Source organism: Azospirillum canadense (assembly GCF_025961225.1).
GTDB lineage: Bacteria > Pseudomonadota > Alphaproteobacteria > Azospirillales > Azospirillaceae > Azospirillum > Azospirillum canadense.
On sequence record NZ_JAOQNG010000001.1, the window covers coordinates 1245187 to 1261497 of the forward strand.

A 16311-nucleotide genomic window follows, 5' to 3' on the forward strand; every position below is an offset into this window, starting at 1 on the left:
GAGGCAGACTGTTCATCCCCTCGCCGTCTTCCTGAACTTCAGGCTAAAGCGCAGCCTTTTCAGCATGGCTTTGCCCTCCTGAACGTCCGACGGGAACATTCCCGCCTGACGCGTGCATGTTTATGACTTTTTCGCGCGACAGGAAATCCGGCGCGGCGCGATGCCGCAGCGTTCTAGCTCGTGCTGCGGTCGAAGGGGAGTCACGCGTAATCGTTGAGCGATGGTAAGGTTTGAGCATCAATCCCTTGCCAAAGTGTTCCCATATGCCTTCAAGACGCGAGCTTCCTCTGGACGAATTCGTCCGAGAGTTTTTCCAGCACGTCATCGATTACCGGACACGCTACGCCTTTTTCCTCGGCGCCGGCTGTTCCTACTCGTCGAACATCCCGCTGGCCGGCGACTTGGTGCGGGATCTCTGGCTGCCCAAGCTTATGCGCAAAAAGACTGGTAAGACCGGCGATTCGAACGCCTGGGCGGCGTCGGTGTTCGAGGGATACACGCGCAAGACCGCCGCCACATTCTATGGGCCGGTGATCGAGCAGTTGTTCCGCTTCCCCGAACACCGCCAGCAGGAAATCGACAGCATCGTCCGCGACAAGCAACCGGGCTTCGGCTATGGCGCGCTCGCCAAGCTGATGACCCACGAGAAGGCTGGCCCTTGCTGCAACGTGGTGCTGACCACCAACTTCGACGACCTCGTCGCCGATTCGCTCTACCTCTACGGCAACGCCCGCCCACTGGTCATCGGTCACGAGGCGCTGATTCACTTCGTTCGCGTTACGAGCAGTAACCCGCTGGTGGTCAAACTGCACGGCGACCACCAACTCGCCCCGAAGAACACGAGCGTCGAAACTAAGGAATTGGCCGGTTCAGTGGAGGCCGCACTGGGGAACCTCCTGTCGGAAAGCGGCCTCGTCTTCGTTGGCTATGCCGGCGGCGACGCGAGCATCACGAAAGCCCTGTCCAACCTCCCGCCCACCAGCCTTCGCGGTGGCGTCTACTGGGTCAACGACACTTGGCCCGACGGTGCCTTCGGGGAATGGCTCGACCGTCGCGAGGCGATCTGGGTCCGGCACCTGGACTTCGACGAACTGATGCTGATGCTGCACGTCGAATTCGATCTGCCAAATCCAGACGACTCCCGTTTCCGCCGGCTGATGGAAGAGCACAACCAGACCTTCGAAAAACTCCACCGCAAGATTTTCGCGACCGATGCCGAAGAAGCGGCGCCCTTGAAGCAGGCGGCTGAGACGGTGGCGAAGAAATTTCCATCGGCGCAGGCTGCTCTGATGGACGCCTATGCGCATGAAAAGACGGCGCCCGAGAAGGCCGTTGCGCTGTATCGGGAAGCGCTTGAGGAGTTTCCGAGCGATGCCAGTTTGCTTGGGCAGTTCTCGGCTTTTCTTCATCGCCAAGGTGCCGGTGACGAAGCTGAAATTCACTACAAGCGGGCGTTGGAAGCCGATCCCAAGAACGCTATCAACCTCGGCAACTTCGCGCGGTTCTTGGCGACTATCCGGGGCGACCATGACGGGGCGGAGCGTCTGTACCAGCAGGCGGTCGAAGCCGATCCCAAGCACGCCAACATCCTCGGCAACTATGCCAATTTCCTGACAAAGATCCGGGGCAACCATGACGGGGCGGAGCGTCTGTACCAACAGACGGCGGAGGCCGATCCGAAGAACGCCAACAATCTCGGTCGCTACGCTCTGTTCCTGAAGAACATCCGGGGCGACCATGACGGCTCGGAGCGTCTGTACCAACAGGCGGTGGAAGCTGATCCCAAGCACGCCAACAACCTCAGCAATTATGCGGGCCTTCTATTCACGCGCGGGATGATAAACGAAGGTGAGGAGCGGCTCGTGCAATGCGAAGGTGTGGCGACGGATCCCGCATTGCTCCTCGAATGCCGGTTTTACCGACTCTGTCATTTGGCGAGGAGCGACGACGAACGGGCGACCGCTCTATCGGTGATCCGGCGCGACATCGACGCCGGTGTTCGGTCTCTGAGCTTCGACCTGTCCGGCAACGTGGCGCGGGCGGTCAACGACGGCCACCCGTGGCCGGCGTTGCTGGATTGTTTGGCCAAGGTAATTGCCAAGCGCGCCGACGCGGCGGAACTGGAGAGCTTCCCGGAATGGCGGGTTGCCGAGCAGCCTTGATATCCTCTCCCACCCCGCGAGTGTTAGGGTGCTCCCGAGGATCAGCGCCATTATGCTTGCGTGACCCTCATCCGGTCCTTTGGGCCACCGTCTCCCGGGGCGGGAGAGGGTTCGATGCCAGCACGCGGTCGCCATCGAACCGCACGGCGTCCATGCAGCTTGCCGCAATCCACCGCATCGTGATAGGCTTTTATTCCCTTAAACCGCAACTGCAAAGCGCCCAGACCCCGAATGAAACATCACGTGTTTCACCGTTTCATAGTGTTTCATTCTGTCCCATAAACCCTCTCCCGCCCCCGCAACGCAAGCCGCCCCCATGCCCCCGACCGCTAAGCCAGCCGCCAAACCCGCCCCGAAATCCGCCGCCGGATCGCTGGCATCCTTCTGCCCCTGGGCCGCGGGGGAGGAGGGTGTGCGCGTCTATCTGCGCCCGGTTGGGCTGCTGCCCATCGCGGCGTGGGAGACGGGGGCGGCCGTGCCGCTCGCCGGGGGGCGGTTCGCCTTCTCCATGGCCGAACTCATCGTCCGCAAGGGGCCCCGCATCGAGCGCGCCTTCGCGCCGCTGTCGGAGATCATGGCCTGGGGGTGGGAGCGCGGGCGCGCGGTGGCGGAGGTGCTGGACCAGCGGCTCGCCGCGCTGACGCGGGCGCGGGCGCCCTTTGGCGGGCTGGACCTCGGGCGGCCGGCCATCATGGGGATCGTCAACGTCACGCCGGACAGCTTCTCCGATGGCGGCGACTTCTTTGACGCCAACGCCGCCATCGCCCATGGCGAGGCGCTGCTGGAGGAGGGGGCCGACCTGCTCGACGTCGGCGGCGAGTCGACCCGCCCCGGCTCGGCCGCCGTGCCGCCGGAGGAAGAGGAGGCTCGCGTCCTGCCCGTCGTCCGCCACTTCGCGGCGAAGGGGGCCTTGGTCTCCGTCGACACGCGGCACGCGCGGGTCATGCGCGCCGCGCTGGACGCCGGCGCCCGCATCATCAACGACGTCGCGGGCTTGCGCGACTCCGGCGCCCTGCCGCTGGTGGCGGAGCGGGGTGCGCCCGTCGTGCTGATGCACATGCGGGGGGAGGACCCCGGCACCATGCAGCAGAACCCGGTCTACGAGGACGCCGCGCTCGACGTGTTCGACTGGCTGGCCGGCCGGGTCGAGGCTTGCCGCGCCGCCGGCCTGCCGCTGGACTCCATCGCGGTCGATCCGGGCATCGGCTTCGGCAAGACGCTGCAGCACAACCTGGACATCCTGCGCCACACCGCGCTGTACCACGGGCTCGGCTGCCCGGTCCTGATCGGGCTGTCGCGCAAGGGCTTCATCAGCAAACTGTCGCGCGGCGAGGCGCCGAAGGACCGGCTGGGCGGCTCGCTCGCCGCCGGGCTGGAGACGCTGAACCAGGGCGCGCAGATCCTGCGGGTCCACGACGTCGCGCAAACGGCGCAGGCCCGCGCCGTCTGGGAGGGGTTGCACCCCGCGAAATCATAAGGAAGATGGGGGAGGGCGGGCGGACCATCGGCCGTCCGTGTAACCCTTTGGCGTGCGCGCGGAAGGGCGCTTGACCGCCGCTCCCCGTCGCGCGAAGAAGGCATATCCACCTCCGCATTTGCGGTACAGTGACCAGGGTTTTTCACCGAGGGCATATTCCATGACGCGACACCTGTTCGGCACCGACGGCATCCGAGGCACCGCCAACATCGAGCCGATGACCGCCGAGACGGCCCTGCGCGTGGCCATGGCGTCGGCCCTGCAATTCCGCCGCGGCGACCACCGCCACCGCGTCGTCATCGGCAAGGACACGCGGCTGTCCGGCTATCTGCTGGAACCGGCGATGACCGCGGGCTTCATCTCCATGGGCATGGACGTGGTCCTGCTCGGCCCGCTGCCGACCCCGGCCGTCGCGATGCTGACGCGGAGCTTGCGCGCCGACCTCGGCGTGATGATCTCGGCCTCGCACAACCCCTTCCAGGACAACGGCATCAAGCTGTTCGGTCCGGACGGCTACAAGCTGTCGGACGCCGTGGAGATGACCATCGAGGCGCGGCTGGAGCAGCCCTTCGCCTCCGACCTGGCCGGCTCCGCCGACCTCGGCCGCGCCGCCCGGCTTGAGGACGCGACCGGCCGCTACATCGAGTATGTGAAGAACACCTTCCCGCGCGGCCTGCGGCTCGATGGGCTGAAAATCGTCGTGGATTGCGCCAACGGCGCCGCCTACCGCGTGGCGCCCAAGGTGCTGTACGAGCTGGGCGCCGACGTGATCCCGGTGGGCGTGAACCCGGACGGCCTGAACATCAACAAGGGCTGCGGCGCCACCGCCACCCAGACCTTGCAGGAGCAGGTGGTGGCGCACGGCGCCCACCTGGGCATCGCGCTGGACGGCGACGCCGACCGCCTGATCATGGTGGACGAGGCCGGCCGCGTCGTGGACGGCGACCAGGTGATGGCGCTGATCGCCTCCTCCTGGGCGCGGGCCCAGTCGCTGAAGGGCGGCGGCGTGGTCGCCACGGTCATGTCCAACCTGGGCATGGAGCGGCAGCTGAAGGGCCTCGGCATCCAACTCGTCCGCACGCCGGTCGGCGACCGCTACGTGGTTGAGCACATGCGGGAGCATGGCTACAACGTCGGTGGGGAGCAGTCGGGCCACGTCGTGCTGTCCGACTACTCGACGACGGGCGACGGGCTGATCGCCGCGCTCCAGGTCCTGGCCGTGCTGATCCAGGCCGGCGGGAAGCCGGCCAGCGCCGTCTGCCGCGTCTTCGACCCCGTCCCGCAGAAGCTGACCAACGTGCGCTTCGCTGCCGGGTCCAAGCCGCTGGAGGTCGCCGTCGTGCAGGAGGCGATCCGCGACGGCGAGTCGCGCCTCAACGGTTCCGGCCGCCTGCTGATCCGCAAGTCGGGCACGGAGCCGGTGATCCGCGTGATGGCGGAGGGCGACGACGAGGGGCTGGTCCACGCGGTGGTCGCCGACATCGCCGCCGCGATCCAGGACGCCGCCCGCCCGGTGGAGGCCACTCCATGACGACAAAGCACGAGCAGCCGCACCCGATCCACGGCCGGGTCCTGATCGTCGCCGGATCGGATTCCGGCGGCGGGGCCGGCATCCAGGCGGACATCAAGACGGTCAGCGCGCTCAACGGCTACGCGATGACCGCCATCGCCGCGCTGACGGCGCAGAACACCACCGGCGTCTTCGGCGTCGTCCCGGTCGATCCGGCCTTCGTCGCGCAGCAGATGACGGTGGTGCTGGAGGACATCGGCGCCGACGCCATCAAGATCGGCATGCTCGCCAACGCCGCGGTGATCGAGGCGGTGGCCGGCGCCTATGAGGAGCGCGCGGTCAACGTCCCCCTGGTCGTCGATCCGGTGATGGTCGCCAAGAGCGGCCATTTCCTGCTGGAGCCCGACGCGGTGCTGACGCTCCGCAAGCGTCTGCTGCCCCTGGCCGATGTGGTGACCCCCAACCTGCCGGAGGCGGAGGCGCTGACCGGCGTTCCCGTGCGGAACCTGGACGACATGCGCCGCGCCGCGGAAATGATCCGCACCTTCGGGCCGAAGGCCGTGTTGCTGAAGGGCGGCCATCTGGAGGACGACCAGCTCTACGACCTGCTGCTGACCGAAGACGGGGAGCAGCTGTTCGAGGGCCGCCGCGTCCACACGCCGCACACCCACGGCACCGGCTGCACCATGTCGTCGGCCATCGCCACCGGCATCGCCCAGGGCCTGTCCGTGCGCGACGCGGTCGCCCGCGCCCGCGCCTATGTGGAGAAGGCCATCCTGACCGCGCCGGGCTTCGGCCATGGGCACGGCCCGCTCAACCACCTGCACACGGTGAAGCCTTTCCCGTAAGGGCTCACGCGGCCTGATCAAACGATCGACAGCATGGCCGATTCCGGGTTCTCCAGCGTCTCGACCAGGGTGCGCAGGCCGCGGGCAAGGTCGTCCCGGTTGCTCGGGCAGCAGAGGCCGACGCGGACGGCGTGCGGCGCGCCCGCCCGGCCGACGGCGAAGACGTCGCCCCCGGTGACTTTGGCGTTGCGGCGCGCCGCCTCGGCGATGAAGTCGTCGCGGCGCCAGGGCTCTGGCAGGACCAGCCACAGGTGCTGCGCCGCCGGGTGGCCGCAGACGACGTCGGCCGGCAGAATGGAGCGGGCCAGTTGCTGGCGCGCCGCCGCCTCGCTGCGCTGGAACTCAGCGAAGCGGTCGGCGCTGCCGTCTGTGATCCAGCGCGCGGCGACCTCCGCCGGCAGCGGCGGGGTGGAGTATTGCAATGCGCGGATCACCGCCTCGACCCGCGGAACCATCGACGGAGGGGCAACCACGAAGCCGACGCGCAGGCCGGCCGACACGCTCTTCGACAGGCTCGACACGTAGATGGTGATGTCCGGGGCGATGGCCTGGATGGGCTTCGGCTCCCGCAGCAGGAAGCCGAACACGTCGTCCTCCACCAGCACCACGCCGTGGCGGCGCGCGATGTCCGCGATCTCCTGGCGGCGGGCGGCCGGCATGACGGCGGCGGTGGGGTTGTGCATGGTCGGCACGAGGTAAAGCGCCTTGGGCGCCAGCCGGCGGCAGGCGCTGTCGAACGCGTCCGGCACCACGCCATGCTCGTCGATGGCGATCCCTTCCAGGTGGTAACCTTCGACCGTTGCGAGCGTCTTCATTCCGTAGTTGGTCAGCCGCTCCGTCAGCACCACGTCGCCCGGACGGGCCACCGCGGCGATGGCCACCGCCATGGCGTTCTGCGCGCCGATGGTCAGCAGGACGTTGTCCGGCCCTGCGCTGACGCGGTGCTGGCGGGCCAGCCATTTGGCCACCGCTGCCCGGTGGGCGGGCAGGCCGGCGTGCGGGCTGTATTCCAGAAGCGTCGCGATGTTGGGCGAAGCGCCGATGGCCGCGAGGGTCGGCCCCAGCGCCTGGGCGGTCAGTTTGTGCTCCGGCGTGATGGCCGTCATGTTGACGATGGACGGCTCCAGCGCCGGCGACCAGGAGAAGGGGTCGGACGGCTGGGTCAGCAGCTTGTGCCCCTGCACGAAGGTGCCGCGCCCGACCTCGCCCCCGATCAGCCCGCGCTTCTCGGCCTCCGCATAGGCGCGCGTGATCGTCCCCACGGTGACGCCCAACGTGTAGGCGAGGTCGCGGTGGGTCGGCAGGCGGGTTCCGGCCGGCAGGCGCCCACCGGCCACGTCGTCGGCGAGGGCATCGGCGATGGCGCGGTAGCGCGGCCCCTGGCGGCCGCTCAGGTCGGGTGTCCAATCTGTCATGGGTACAATAGTGACATTCTACGAAGCGTCCTTCAAGCGGGGCCGCATTGTCCCCATCGAGGCGGAATGGATGTCCCCGCGTTCCCGCCGTCACCCCGCACGGCCCGGCGGCGGGAACCCGCGCCGTGGGTGCGCCGTTGGAGAATGGCCCGCCCGGCGGTCCTTCGGGCCTCCTCAGAGCCGGGCACAGCCGGGAGACAGACGGACATGAACGCGGAAAACGCCATTCAGAGCACATACGACCGCTTCTTCGGCGGCGAACGGAACCTGGGCCCCGTGGAGCGGGCCGTCTCGACGGGCCTCGGCCTGATCATGGCCGCGGGCGGCGTGCGCCGCGCCGATGTGCCGGGGGCCATCATGGGCCTCGCCGGCGCGGCCCTGGTCGCGCGCGGTATGAGCGGCCATTGCCCGATGAAGGCCATGATGCAGGGGGACGGCCACCACGGCCTGTCCGACATGAGCGGCGACGGCCGGGAGCACCTCCGCAACGAATCCTATGGGCACGACGACACGCGCCTGCGCACCTACTCGTAAGCGCATCCGGGCTCTTCCGGATGGAGGTGAGTTAGGAAGACGTGGCGGCGCGGCGTCGGCGCCGCCATTCCTTCCAGCGGCGTTCGCCCCACACCAGCGCCCGGCCGACGGGCGCCTTCAGGAAGGGCACGTCGTAGGCGAGCAGGATGAGCCCCAGCGGCAGCATCCAGATGCCGAGCACCGGCAGGAAGCTGAGCAGCCCGCCGACGATCAGCAGCAACCCCACCGGCACGCGGACCCAGGTCGCCCGCGGATCGCGCAACCAGCGCAATGCGTGGGCCATTCGGTCCGGAAGCTTTTCCTCGATACGGTCGACCCGACGTTCGAGCCGCGCGTGGTGCCGGTCCATCAAATTCCGAAGCTCCTGGTCCTGTCCGTTCCTGCCGTGTCGAGAACGGCCCATATGGGAACAGCCGAGCGCGTTCCAAGCTCCCGTCGGAATCGGGGGAGGGGCCTCTTGAAAGCCGCCACCCCCACCGCCAACTGTTCGAATGTTCCGGATCCGGGCCCCTCTGGCAGCCGAGTCGTCGGCTGCGATGTCGGATCCCTTCACCTGCTCTTGCGCCGACGGGCGTGACCGCATTTGGAGGGTCCCACGATGGAGACCTCGCACAGCATCCGGGCCAGCCTGCCCATCAGGGGCGCTACAATTCCATCGCTCACTGCCCCATCGCTTCGCAACCGCGGTTCCGCCGCCGGAAAGACCGGCCGGCTCACATCCGCGCGCCAGCGGCCGAGCGGGCGGCAAATCCACACGGATCCTTTCCACAGCGATCGCGCCGACCGGCCGCCCGTTCCGCGGGCGGGTGCCGGCACGTGCGCATCCGGGGCGTAAACGAGGGAGCTTTCGTCATGTTCAACCAGTACCCGAACCAAAGTCCGGGCCAGAGCCGCTGGGGCGCCGGCGCCCCGGCCATGGACCGCGCACAGTTCGACGAGGGCCTGCGCACGCACATGCTGCGGGTCTACAACTTCATGATGCTGGGGCTCGGGGTGACCGGGCTGGTGGCGCTGTTCGTGGCGAGCACGCCGGCGCTGTACGTGCCGCTCTTCACGACGCCGCTGAAGTGGGTGGTGATGCTGGCGCCGCTGGCCTTCATCATGGTGCTGTCCTGGCGCTTCGAGCGCATGTCGGCGAGCGGCCTGCAAGGGCTGTTCTGGGCCTTCTGCGCGGTGATGGGCGTCTCCATGGCGTCGATCTTCCTGGTCTTCACCGGGGCCAGCGTGGCGCGGGTGTTCTTCATCACCGCCGCCATGTTCGCCGCGATGAGCCTGTGGGGCTACACCACCAAGGCCGACCTGTCGAAGATGGGCTCGTTCCTGATGATGGGCCTGATCGGCATCGTCATCGCCGGCCTGGTCAACATCTTCGTCGGCTCCAGCGCGCTGCAGTTCGCCATCTCCGTCCTCGGCGTGGTGATCTTCACCGGCCTGACCGCCTACGACACCCAGCGCATCAAGGAAGAGTACGCCGAGGGCTACGGCCACGAGACCAACACCAAGCTCGCCGTCATGGGCGCGCTCTCCCTCTACCTCAACTTCATCAACCTCTTCCAGATGCTCCTCCAGCTCATGGGCCAGCGCGACGAGTAAGGCGCGACGAGTAATCCAGCGTTTTCCAGGTGCGTCCTGCCTTGACGGGCCGGCTTCTTCGGCAGCCGGCCCATTTTCTTTAGCGTCCCGGGCGGCGTTGACCGTGCCGCCGCCGAGCCCTACCTTTGCTTGGTCGAACCGGAACCGGTTCTGAGACGGGGCGAGATCGATGGGGAAGGGTGCAGGCACCCTTGGAAAGGCGGGAGCGGGCGTGGTGACGGCGGGCCTGTTTCTGCTGGCCGCGCTGCTGCTGTTCGCGATGCCATCCCCTGGCCACGCTGCCCCCTGCCACGACGGCATGGCTCGGTCCGCCGGGGTGTCCGCGCCCGTCGTCAATGCGCATGCCCCGCCGGCGATCGTTGCCCTGGCCATGGACCGCCACGGGGGTGGTCAGGGCGCCTGCGACCACCATCCCGGCAAGGGCGATCCGCCCGGCTGCTGCGCCGGCGGTGTCTGCTCCCTCATGCACGGCGGTGTCACCCCGTCCGGCCTGCTGCCGGAACCGCCGCCTGACGGAACCCGGCAACCATTGGCGCCCAGCCCGCTCTTTGCCGGCCTTCGGCCCGGGCCGGCCTACAAGCCACCGCGCGCGTCCGTCTGATCGTCCCTGTTCGCCGCACCGCCGCAGGCCTTCGCCCGCGCGTGCCCTGACCGGATTCCGTTGATGGATCGCCCGATGCCAAGCCTCAAACCGCCCATTCTGCAAACGCGCCGCCAGTTCCTGTCCACCGCAGCGTCCGCCGCCGCGCTCGGCGGCCTCTACACTCTCGTCCCCGCGGCGGCCCGCCGCGCCTTCGCTGCCGAACCCACGCCGACCCGCCTGGTCGTCGAGCGACGCGTGCTGGAGGTGATGGGCAAGTCCGCCACCGTGTTTGGCATCCGCCAGCCGGACGGCTCCTCCGGCATCGTCCTTGACGCGGGCCAGCGCTTTCTCGTCGACCTGGAGAACAAGGCCGGCGAGGACACGGTTATCCACTGGCACGGCATGACGCCCCCCTACGCGCAGGACGGCGTCGCCGACGCCAACCGCCCGGTGGTCGCGGCGGGGACGGTGGAGCGCTACGACTTCGCGCCTCGTCCCGGCACGCACTGGATGCATTCGCACCACGGCTTTCAGGAGCAGCGGCTCATGGCCGCCCCGCTGGTCGTCCGCACCGCCGAGGATCGCCGCGCCGACGTGCAGGAGGTCATCGTCCTGCTGCACGACTTCACCTTCAAGGACCCCGCGGAGTTGCTCGCCGGCCTGACCGGCGGCGGCACCATGACGCACGGCGGCCATGGCGGACACGGCGACCATGGCATGTCGATGCCGGGCATGGACATGACCGCTTCCAAGCCGTCCGCCATGAACCATGACGCGCACCAGGGGCACGCCAGCGCTATGCCCTCAAGCACGATGTCCGGCGGCGCTCCTATGGACCTGAACGACATCGAGTACGACGCCTACCTTGCCAACGACCGCACGCTGGACGATCCGCAGCTGGTCCAGGTCGAGCGCGGCGGCCGAGTGCGCCTGCGGCTGATCAACGGCGCGACCTCAACCGCCTTCCACATCGACCTCGGCGGGCTGGAGGGCACTGTCCTGGCGGCCGACGGCAACCCTGTGAAGCCGGTCACCGGCCGTCGTTTCGGCATGGTGATGGGCCAGCGGCTGGACATCCTGCTCCAGCTTCCGCCGGGCGGCGGAGCCTTCCCCGTGCTGGCGCAGCGGGAGGGTGACCGCCAGCGCACCGGCATCATCCTGGCGACGCCGGGCGCCACGGTGGCGAAGGTAGCCACCCTCGCCGCGGAGGCCGCCGGCCCGGTCGACCTGTCGCTGGAGCAGAGCCTGTCCGCCACCGAGCCGCTGGCCGCGCGTGACCCGGCCGCCCGGTTCCGTGTACGGCTGACCGGCTCCATGATGCCCTATGCCTGGACCATCGACGACCGACCCTTCGGCCGGCATGTGCCGCTGGCCGTGCCCAAAGGGCAGCGGGTGCTGGTGGAGATGGTCAATGCCAGCGGCATGGCCCACCCCATGCACCTGCACGGCCACCATTTCCAGGTCGTCGCCCTGAACGGCGCGCCGGTGAATGGAGCGGTCCGCGACACGGTCCTGGTGCCGCTGAACGGCTCCGTCACCGTCGCCTTCGACGCGGACAATCCCGGCCGCTGGCCGCTGCACTGCCACAACCTGATGCACATGGAAACCGGGATGATGACCGAGGTGGTCTACGACCGCAGCGCCTAATCCTCTGCGGCGGCCCCTATAGCCAGCCCCGCCATTTAAAGAACAGGTAGGGCAGGATGCCGGTGGCCGCCATCAGGCCCAGGGCGTAGGGGTAGCCGAGTGTCCATCCAAGCTCCGGCATGTGCTGGAAGTTCATGCCGTAGATGCTGGCGACCAGTGTCGGCGGCGTCAGCACGACGGAGACGATGGAGATGATCTTGATGATGGCGTTCTGCTGGATGCCGATCAGCCCCACGGTCGCGTCCAGCATGAACTGCACCTTGTTGATCAGGTCGACCGTGTATTCGTGCAGCGACCGCAGATCGCGCTCCAGCGCCTCCAGCCCGATCGCGGCGGCGTCGGAGCGCAGGTTGGCGCGGGCGAAGGCGAAGACGCGGTCCAGGCTCTGCAGGCTCTCGCGGATGCGGAAGACCACGTCCTGGCTGTGGCCGACGTCGCTCAGCACCGCTTCCAGCGGCCGCCGGGGCCGGCGCCGCTTGCCCGGCCGCTGGCCGGGCCGTCCGTTGCTGTAGCGGAAGATCTCGCGGCTCAGCACGTCCAGGTCGGCGCCGATCCGCTCGATGATGTCGGCCAGCCGGTCCACCATGGTGTTCCACATCGCCACCAGCACGTCGGTCGCGCTTTCGACCTGGACCTGCTGGCGGTCGCACTGGGACTTGAAGATCTTGAAGGACTGCGGCGTGTCGTAACGCACGGTGACCAGCCGCTTCGGTGTCAGGACGAAGGTGATCGGCACCGTGGTCGGGTCGTGGCTGTCCGACCGGCAGACCGCCACAACGGTCATGAACAGCGCGTCCTTGGTCTTGGAAACCCGGCTCGTCTCCTCGATCTCCACCATGTCCTCGTGGGTGGGGAGGTTGAGGCCGAGAACCTGCTCCAGCCGTTCCTCCTCCTCCCGGCCGGGATCGCAGAGGTCGATCCAGACCGCTTCCGGCGGCAGGTGTTCGGGGTTGGTGACGGCGGAGTACAGCGTGCCGTCCCGGACGATGTGCGCGTGGATCATGTGGCACCGATCTTGGGGGTACCGATCATGGGGGGGCCCGCCCCGTCAGCGCGCCAGCGGGACCGGTCCGGGCAGCGCACCGTCCAGCCCCGTGCCGGCCGGGCGCAGGGACAGCGACGGCGCGCGCAGCAGCGCCGCCTCCAGCTCGGCCATGCGGAAGGGCTTGCCGAGGAAGGCGACGGCGCCTGCGGCCTGCGCCTCCTCCGCCAAGCTGTGGGCGCTGCACACGATGCTCGGGATGCCGTGCCGGCCGGCCAGGACGCGCACCGCGGTCAGGCCGTTGGACCCGCGGGCGAGCCAGACGTCCACCAGGGCCAGGTCCACGGGATGCTTCGTCGCCGCCGCGATCGCCGCCTCCGCCGTGTCCACCACCGCCACGACCCGGTGGCCGAGGTCGTCGAGGATTCCCGTCAGCATCATTGCGACGCCCGCGTCGTCCTCGGCAACGAGGATGTTCAGTCCGTCCAGCATCGGCAAGGTCCCTGTGCCGTTGACCGCTTCGCCTTCACATAATGCGCGCGGAGCGTCGGCAAGACCCTCCACACGGCTGATTCAAACCCACTGTTGCATTTTAGACAAGGCCGAAGCGCGGATTTTCGGACGGACGGCGCTCGGGTCCGGTCTGGAAGCGCCGTCCGCGCTGTTGATTCTCCCGTCCGATTGTCTCGAGTCGCAGGAGGCCCCGATCATGCCCAAGCGAATGATGCCCGGTTGGAAGGCGGGTTCGATGGCAGCGCTCATCGCCGCAGGCGCGTCGGTGGCGCTGGCCGGCCCGCCGGTGCCGCCCGCCGGTGCCGCCGCCCCGGTCACGGAATGGCGCCTGGAGCGTGGGACCGAGGACGGGGTGGAGTATGTCGCGGTCACGGCCAGCAACACCGGCACCGACGTGGCGCTGCAACTGGTCTGCTCCGTCGAATCGCGCGCCTCCGTCACGCTGTTCGGGGAGGCCGGCGCCTCGGCCGACCTGCCGGACACGGCGCCCGTCACGATCCGCGTGCCCGGCCAGCCGCCGCGCACCCAATCCTGGGAGCAGTCGTTGGAGGAAGGGGACGTCCGCACGCTCGACCTCGACGGCAAGGACGCCTTCGACCTGATCGCCACGCTGTCCCGGTCCTCCGCCGGGGAAGCGCGGTTCGAGGTTTCCCAGGGGCGCGCCGCCGACCGCCAGGCCGTGGACCGCTACGGCTTCGACCTCGGCAAGGGGGCGGAGGAGCGCAGCATGCTAGCCGCGGCCTGCGCGAAGTGGCGCTCCGGGTCCGACCTGTAGCCGTTTGCCGCACGCAGGGCCGAACGGACATTCCGTCTTGCGCCAACCGGCTGTGTCGGGGATGATACATCCGACATCGGAAATGTAATGGTGACAATTAAGACATTGACCGCGCCGATTGCACCTTCATAATCGCCATTGTCCCGATTTTTCGGGGTCGAATGTTTCGACGATGGAGGAAAACAATGCGCAGCACCGAAGCGACCCGCAGCACCGGATCGTCCACGACCGCCACCCCGGTCATCGCGCGCGTCCTCGCCGTCGGCGTTCGTCCCCTGTGGATGGCGATGGAGCACACGTTCGGCGCCTACGAACGCTGGCGGCAGCGTCAGGCGCTCGGGCGGCTCGACGACCATCTCCTGAAGGACATCGGCCTCAGCCGGGCCGATGTCGACGCCGAGACCCGCAAGCCCTTCTGGAAGGAGTGACCTGTTGACCGCCGACACCCCCGCCGACACCCCCAAGGCCGGCCCTGTCGCCGATGATGTCGTCTACGCCGTCGAGCCGGACCTGTCGGCGGACGACTTCATCGACGTGCTGCACCGCTCCGGGCTGGCCGAACGCCGGCCCGTGGCGGACCGCCCGCGCGTGGAGGCGATGATGCGCAACGCCGACCTGACGATCACCGCCCGCGTAGAGGGGCGTCTGGTCGGCGTCGCCCGCTCGGTCACCGACTTCGTCTATTGCTGCTACCTGTCCGACCTCGCGGTGGACCGTGCCCTTCAGGGGCGCGGCATCGGCAAGGAGTTGATGCGCCGCACCCGCGCCGCGGTGGGGGAGGGCACGATGTGCCTCCTGCTGTCCGCGCCGAAGGCCGTCACCTTCTACGAGCAGGCGGGGATGGAGCGGCACGAGCGCGCCTTCCTCTTCACCGACAAGCCCTAAGGGTTGCCCCATGCGCCTGCCCATCTATCAGGTCGATGCCTTCGCCGACGCCGTCTTCACCGGCAACCCCGCCGCGGTGATCCCACTGGAGTCCTGGCTGCCGGACGAGACGCTCCAGGCTATCGCCATGGAGAACAACCTCGCGGAGACGGCCTTTTTCGTCCGATCCGACGACGGCTATGAACTGCGCTGGTTCACCCCGGCGGTCGAGGTTGACCTCTGCGGCCACGCGACGCTGGCCTCGGCCTTCGTGATCGCGACGATTCTGGAGCCTGGGCGGGAGCGGATCGACTTCACCACCCGCCAGGCCGGCGTGCTGACCGTCACCCGCAGCGGCGACCGCTTCACACTGGACTTCCCCTGCCGCCCGCCGCAGCCGCTGGCTGAAGCGCCCGCCGGACTGCTGGAGGCGCTCGGCGGTCCCAAGCCGGCGGCCCTGCTGAAGTCGCGCGATGTCCTGGTCGTCTATGAGGACGCTGCGGCGGTGTCGTCCCTGGCGCCGGACATGGCCACCCTGGCCAAGATCGAGGGCTTCGCGATCAACGTCACCGCCCCGGGCAGCGACGGCGTCGATTTCGTGTCGCGGTTCTTCGCACCCGGCCAGGGCATTCCGGAGGATCCGGTGACCGGCTCCTCCCACTGCACGCTGATTCCTTATTGGGCGGCGCGGCTGGGCAAGGACCGGCTGGAGGCCCGTCAGATCTCCGCGCGCGGAGGTGCTCTGACCTGCGAACTGGTCGGCGACCGGGTGAAGATCGGCGGCCGCGGCGTGCTGTTCATGGAAGGCGTCATTCATATCTGACCCGACGGGGCCGGGCTTCCGGCCGGCGCACAGCAGGGGTACAAACGGGGGAGAGCTGAAAACGACAGGGATGGGGACACGCATGGCCGGGCGCTATTTTGAGGATTTTCGGATTGGCGACGTGATCGAGACCGAAGGGGCGACCGTCACTGAAAGCCAGATCATGGATTTCGCCCAGCGCTTCGATCCCCAGCCCTTCCACATGGACGCGGTCGCCGCGTCGGAAGGTCCGTTCGGCGGGGTGATCGCCAGCGGATTCCACACGCTGTCGCTCAGCTTCCGCCTGTTCCGCGACACGGGCGTCATCACCGGCACCAGCCTCGGCGGGTCCGGCGGTGACGAGTTGCGCTGGTTGCGCCCCGTCCGCCCCGGCGACACGCTGCGCGTCCGGGCCGAGGTGGTGGAGGCGACCCCGTCCCGCCGCGGCGACCGCGGCACCGTCCGGCTGGCCTACACCACGCTGAACCAGCACGGCGAGGCGGTGATGACGATCACCCTGCACCACATCATCGCCACCCGGACCATCCCCGCGGAATAAGGGACCAAGCCCCACTTATCCCCAACGCATGTCTTGATCCGCGGCGC

General features: G+C 68.5%; 17 protein-coding genes. 13 read left to right on the top strand and 4 right to left on the bottom strand.

The window, feature by feature from the left end:
* The first annotated feature begins 230 nt into the window (after positions 1–230).
* From M2351_RS05915 to thiD, 4 genes are all read left to right on the top strand, one after another.
* Complete coding sequence (locus M2351_RS05915) at positions 231–2162, top strand: tetratricopeptide repeat protein (RefSeq protein ID WP_264655196.1); 1932 nt, start codon at positions 231–233, stop codon at positions 2160–2162.
* Positions 2163–2478: 316 nt separating this feature from the next.
* Positions 2479–3639 (top strand): dihydropteroate synthase, encoded by a 1161-nt coding sequence (folP, locus tag M2351_RS05920; protein ID WP_264655197.1) that lies wholly within the window; start codon positions 2479–2481, stop codon positions 3637–3639.
* 160 nt (positions 3640–3799) lie between these two features.
* Entirely contained in the window at positions 3800–5170 is a 1371-nt protein-coding gene (gene glmM / locus M2351_RS05925; protein WP_264655198.1) for a phosphoglucosamine mutase, read from the top strand.
* Complete coding sequence (gene thiD, locus M2351_RS05930) at positions 5167–5997, top strand: bifunctional hydroxymethylpyrimidine kinase/phosphomethylpyrimidine kinase (RefSeq protein WP_264655199.1); 831 nt, start codon at positions 5167–5169, stop codon at positions 5995–5997. The genes glmM and thiD overlap by 4 nt, the downstream gene beginning before the upstream one ends.
* Before the next feature lie 17 nt (positions 5998–6014).
* Here thiD and M2351_RS05935 read toward each other — a convergent pair whose 3' ends face one another.
* On the bottom strand, positions 6015–7412 hold the full coding sequence (locus tag M2351_RS05935; protein ID WP_264655200.1) for an aminotransferase-like domain-containing protein: 1398 nt from the start codon (positions 7410–7412) through the stop codon (positions 6015–6017).
* Positions 7413–7619: 207 nt separating this feature from the next.
* Between M2351_RS05935 and M2351_RS05940 the strand changes: the two genes are divergently transcribed.
* On the top strand, positions 7620–7946 hold the full coding sequence (locus tag M2351_RS05940) for a YgaP family membrane protein (RefSeq protein ID WP_264655201.1): 327 nt from the start codon (positions 7620–7622) through the stop codon (positions 7944–7946).
* 31 nt (positions 7947–7977) lie between these two features.
* Here the strand turns inward: M2351_RS05940 and M2351_RS05945 are convergent, their stop codons facing one another.
* The gene (locus M2351_RS05945; RefSeq protein ID WP_264655202.1) at positions 7978–8295 is read right to left on the bottom strand and encodes a hypothetical protein; all 318 of its coding nucleotides are present in this window, start codon (positions 8293–8295) and stop codon (positions 7978–7980) included.
* 503 nt (positions 8296–8798) lie between these two features.
* Here M2351_RS05945 and M2351_RS05950 point away from each other — a divergent pair.
* The 3 genes from M2351_RS05950 to M2351_RS05960 all read left to right on the top strand — a co-directional run bounded on the left by M2351_RS05950 (position 8799) and on the right by M2351_RS05960 (position 11769).
* Positions 8799–9539 (top strand): Bax inhibitor-1/YccA family protein, encoded by a 741-nt coding sequence (locus M2351_RS05950; protein WP_264655203.1) that lies wholly within the window; start codon positions 8799–8801, stop codon positions 9537–9539.
* Positions 9540–9708: 169 nt separating this feature from the next.
* The gene (locus M2351_RS05955) at positions 9709–10140 is read left to right on the top strand and encodes a hypothetical protein (protein WP_264655204.1); all 432 of its coding nucleotides are present in this window, start codon (positions 9709–9711) and stop codon (positions 10138–10140) included.
* Between the two features lie 75 nt (positions 10141–10215).
* Positions 10216–11769: a multicopper oxidase family protein gene (locus tag M2351_RS05960; protein WP_264655205.1), complete on the top strand. Its 1554-nt coding sequence runs from the start codon at positions 10216–10218 to the stop codon at positions 11767–11769.
* Between the two features lie 16 nt (positions 11770–11785).
* On the opposite strand, the gene M2351_RS05965 is transcribed toward M2351_RS05960, so the two are convergent.
* Both M2351_RS05965 and M2351_RS05970 read right to left on the bottom strand, forming a co-directional pair.
* Entirely contained in the window at positions 11786–12772 is a 987-nt protein-coding gene (locus M2351_RS05965) for a magnesium transporter CorA family protein (protein ID WP_264655206.1), read from the bottom strand.
* Between the two features lie 45 nt (positions 12773–12817).
* A complete protein-coding gene (locus tag M2351_RS05970) occupies positions 12818–13243 on the bottom strand; it encodes a response regulator (protein WP_264655207.1) in 426 nt (141 codons plus the stop codon).
* Positions 13244–13460: 217 nt separating this feature from the next.
* On the opposite strand from M2351_RS05970, the gene M2351_RS05975 reads away from it, so the two are divergent.
* The 5 genes from M2351_RS05975 (at position 13461) to M2351_RS05995 (ending at position 16264) form a co-directional block, all read left to right on the top strand.
* Complete coding sequence (locus tag M2351_RS05975; protein WP_264655208.1) at positions 13461–14039, top strand: hypothetical protein; 579 nt, start codon at positions 13461–13463, stop codon at positions 14037–14039.
* A 185-nt stretch (positions 14040–14224) separates the two neighbouring features.
* Complete coding sequence (locus M2351_RS05980; RefSeq protein WP_264655209.1) at positions 14225–14467, top strand: DUF1127 domain-containing protein; 243 nt, start codon at positions 14225–14227, stop codon at positions 14465–14467.
* Positions 14468–14471: 4 nt separating this feature from the next.
* Positions 14472–14924 (top strand): GNAT family N-acetyltransferase, encoded by a 453-nt coding sequence (locus M2351_RS05985; RefSeq protein ID WP_264655210.1) that lies wholly within the window; start codon positions 14472–14474, stop codon positions 14922–14924.
* Between the two features lie 10 nt (positions 14925–14934).
* Positions 14935–15726 carry a PhzF family phenazine biosynthesis protein gene (locus M2351_RS05990; RefSeq protein ID WP_264655211.1) on the top strand — a complete coding sequence of 264 codons (792 nt, stop codon included), beginning with the start codon at positions 14935–14937 and terminating at the stop codon, positions 15724–15726.
* Positions 15727–15808: 82 nt separating this feature from the next.
* Positions 15809–16264: a MaoC family dehydratase gene (locus tag M2351_RS05995; RefSeq protein WP_264655212.1), complete on the top strand. Its 456-nt coding sequence runs from the start codon at positions 15809–15811 to the stop codon at positions 16262–16264.
* Positions 16265–16311 lie beyond the last annotated feature (47 nt).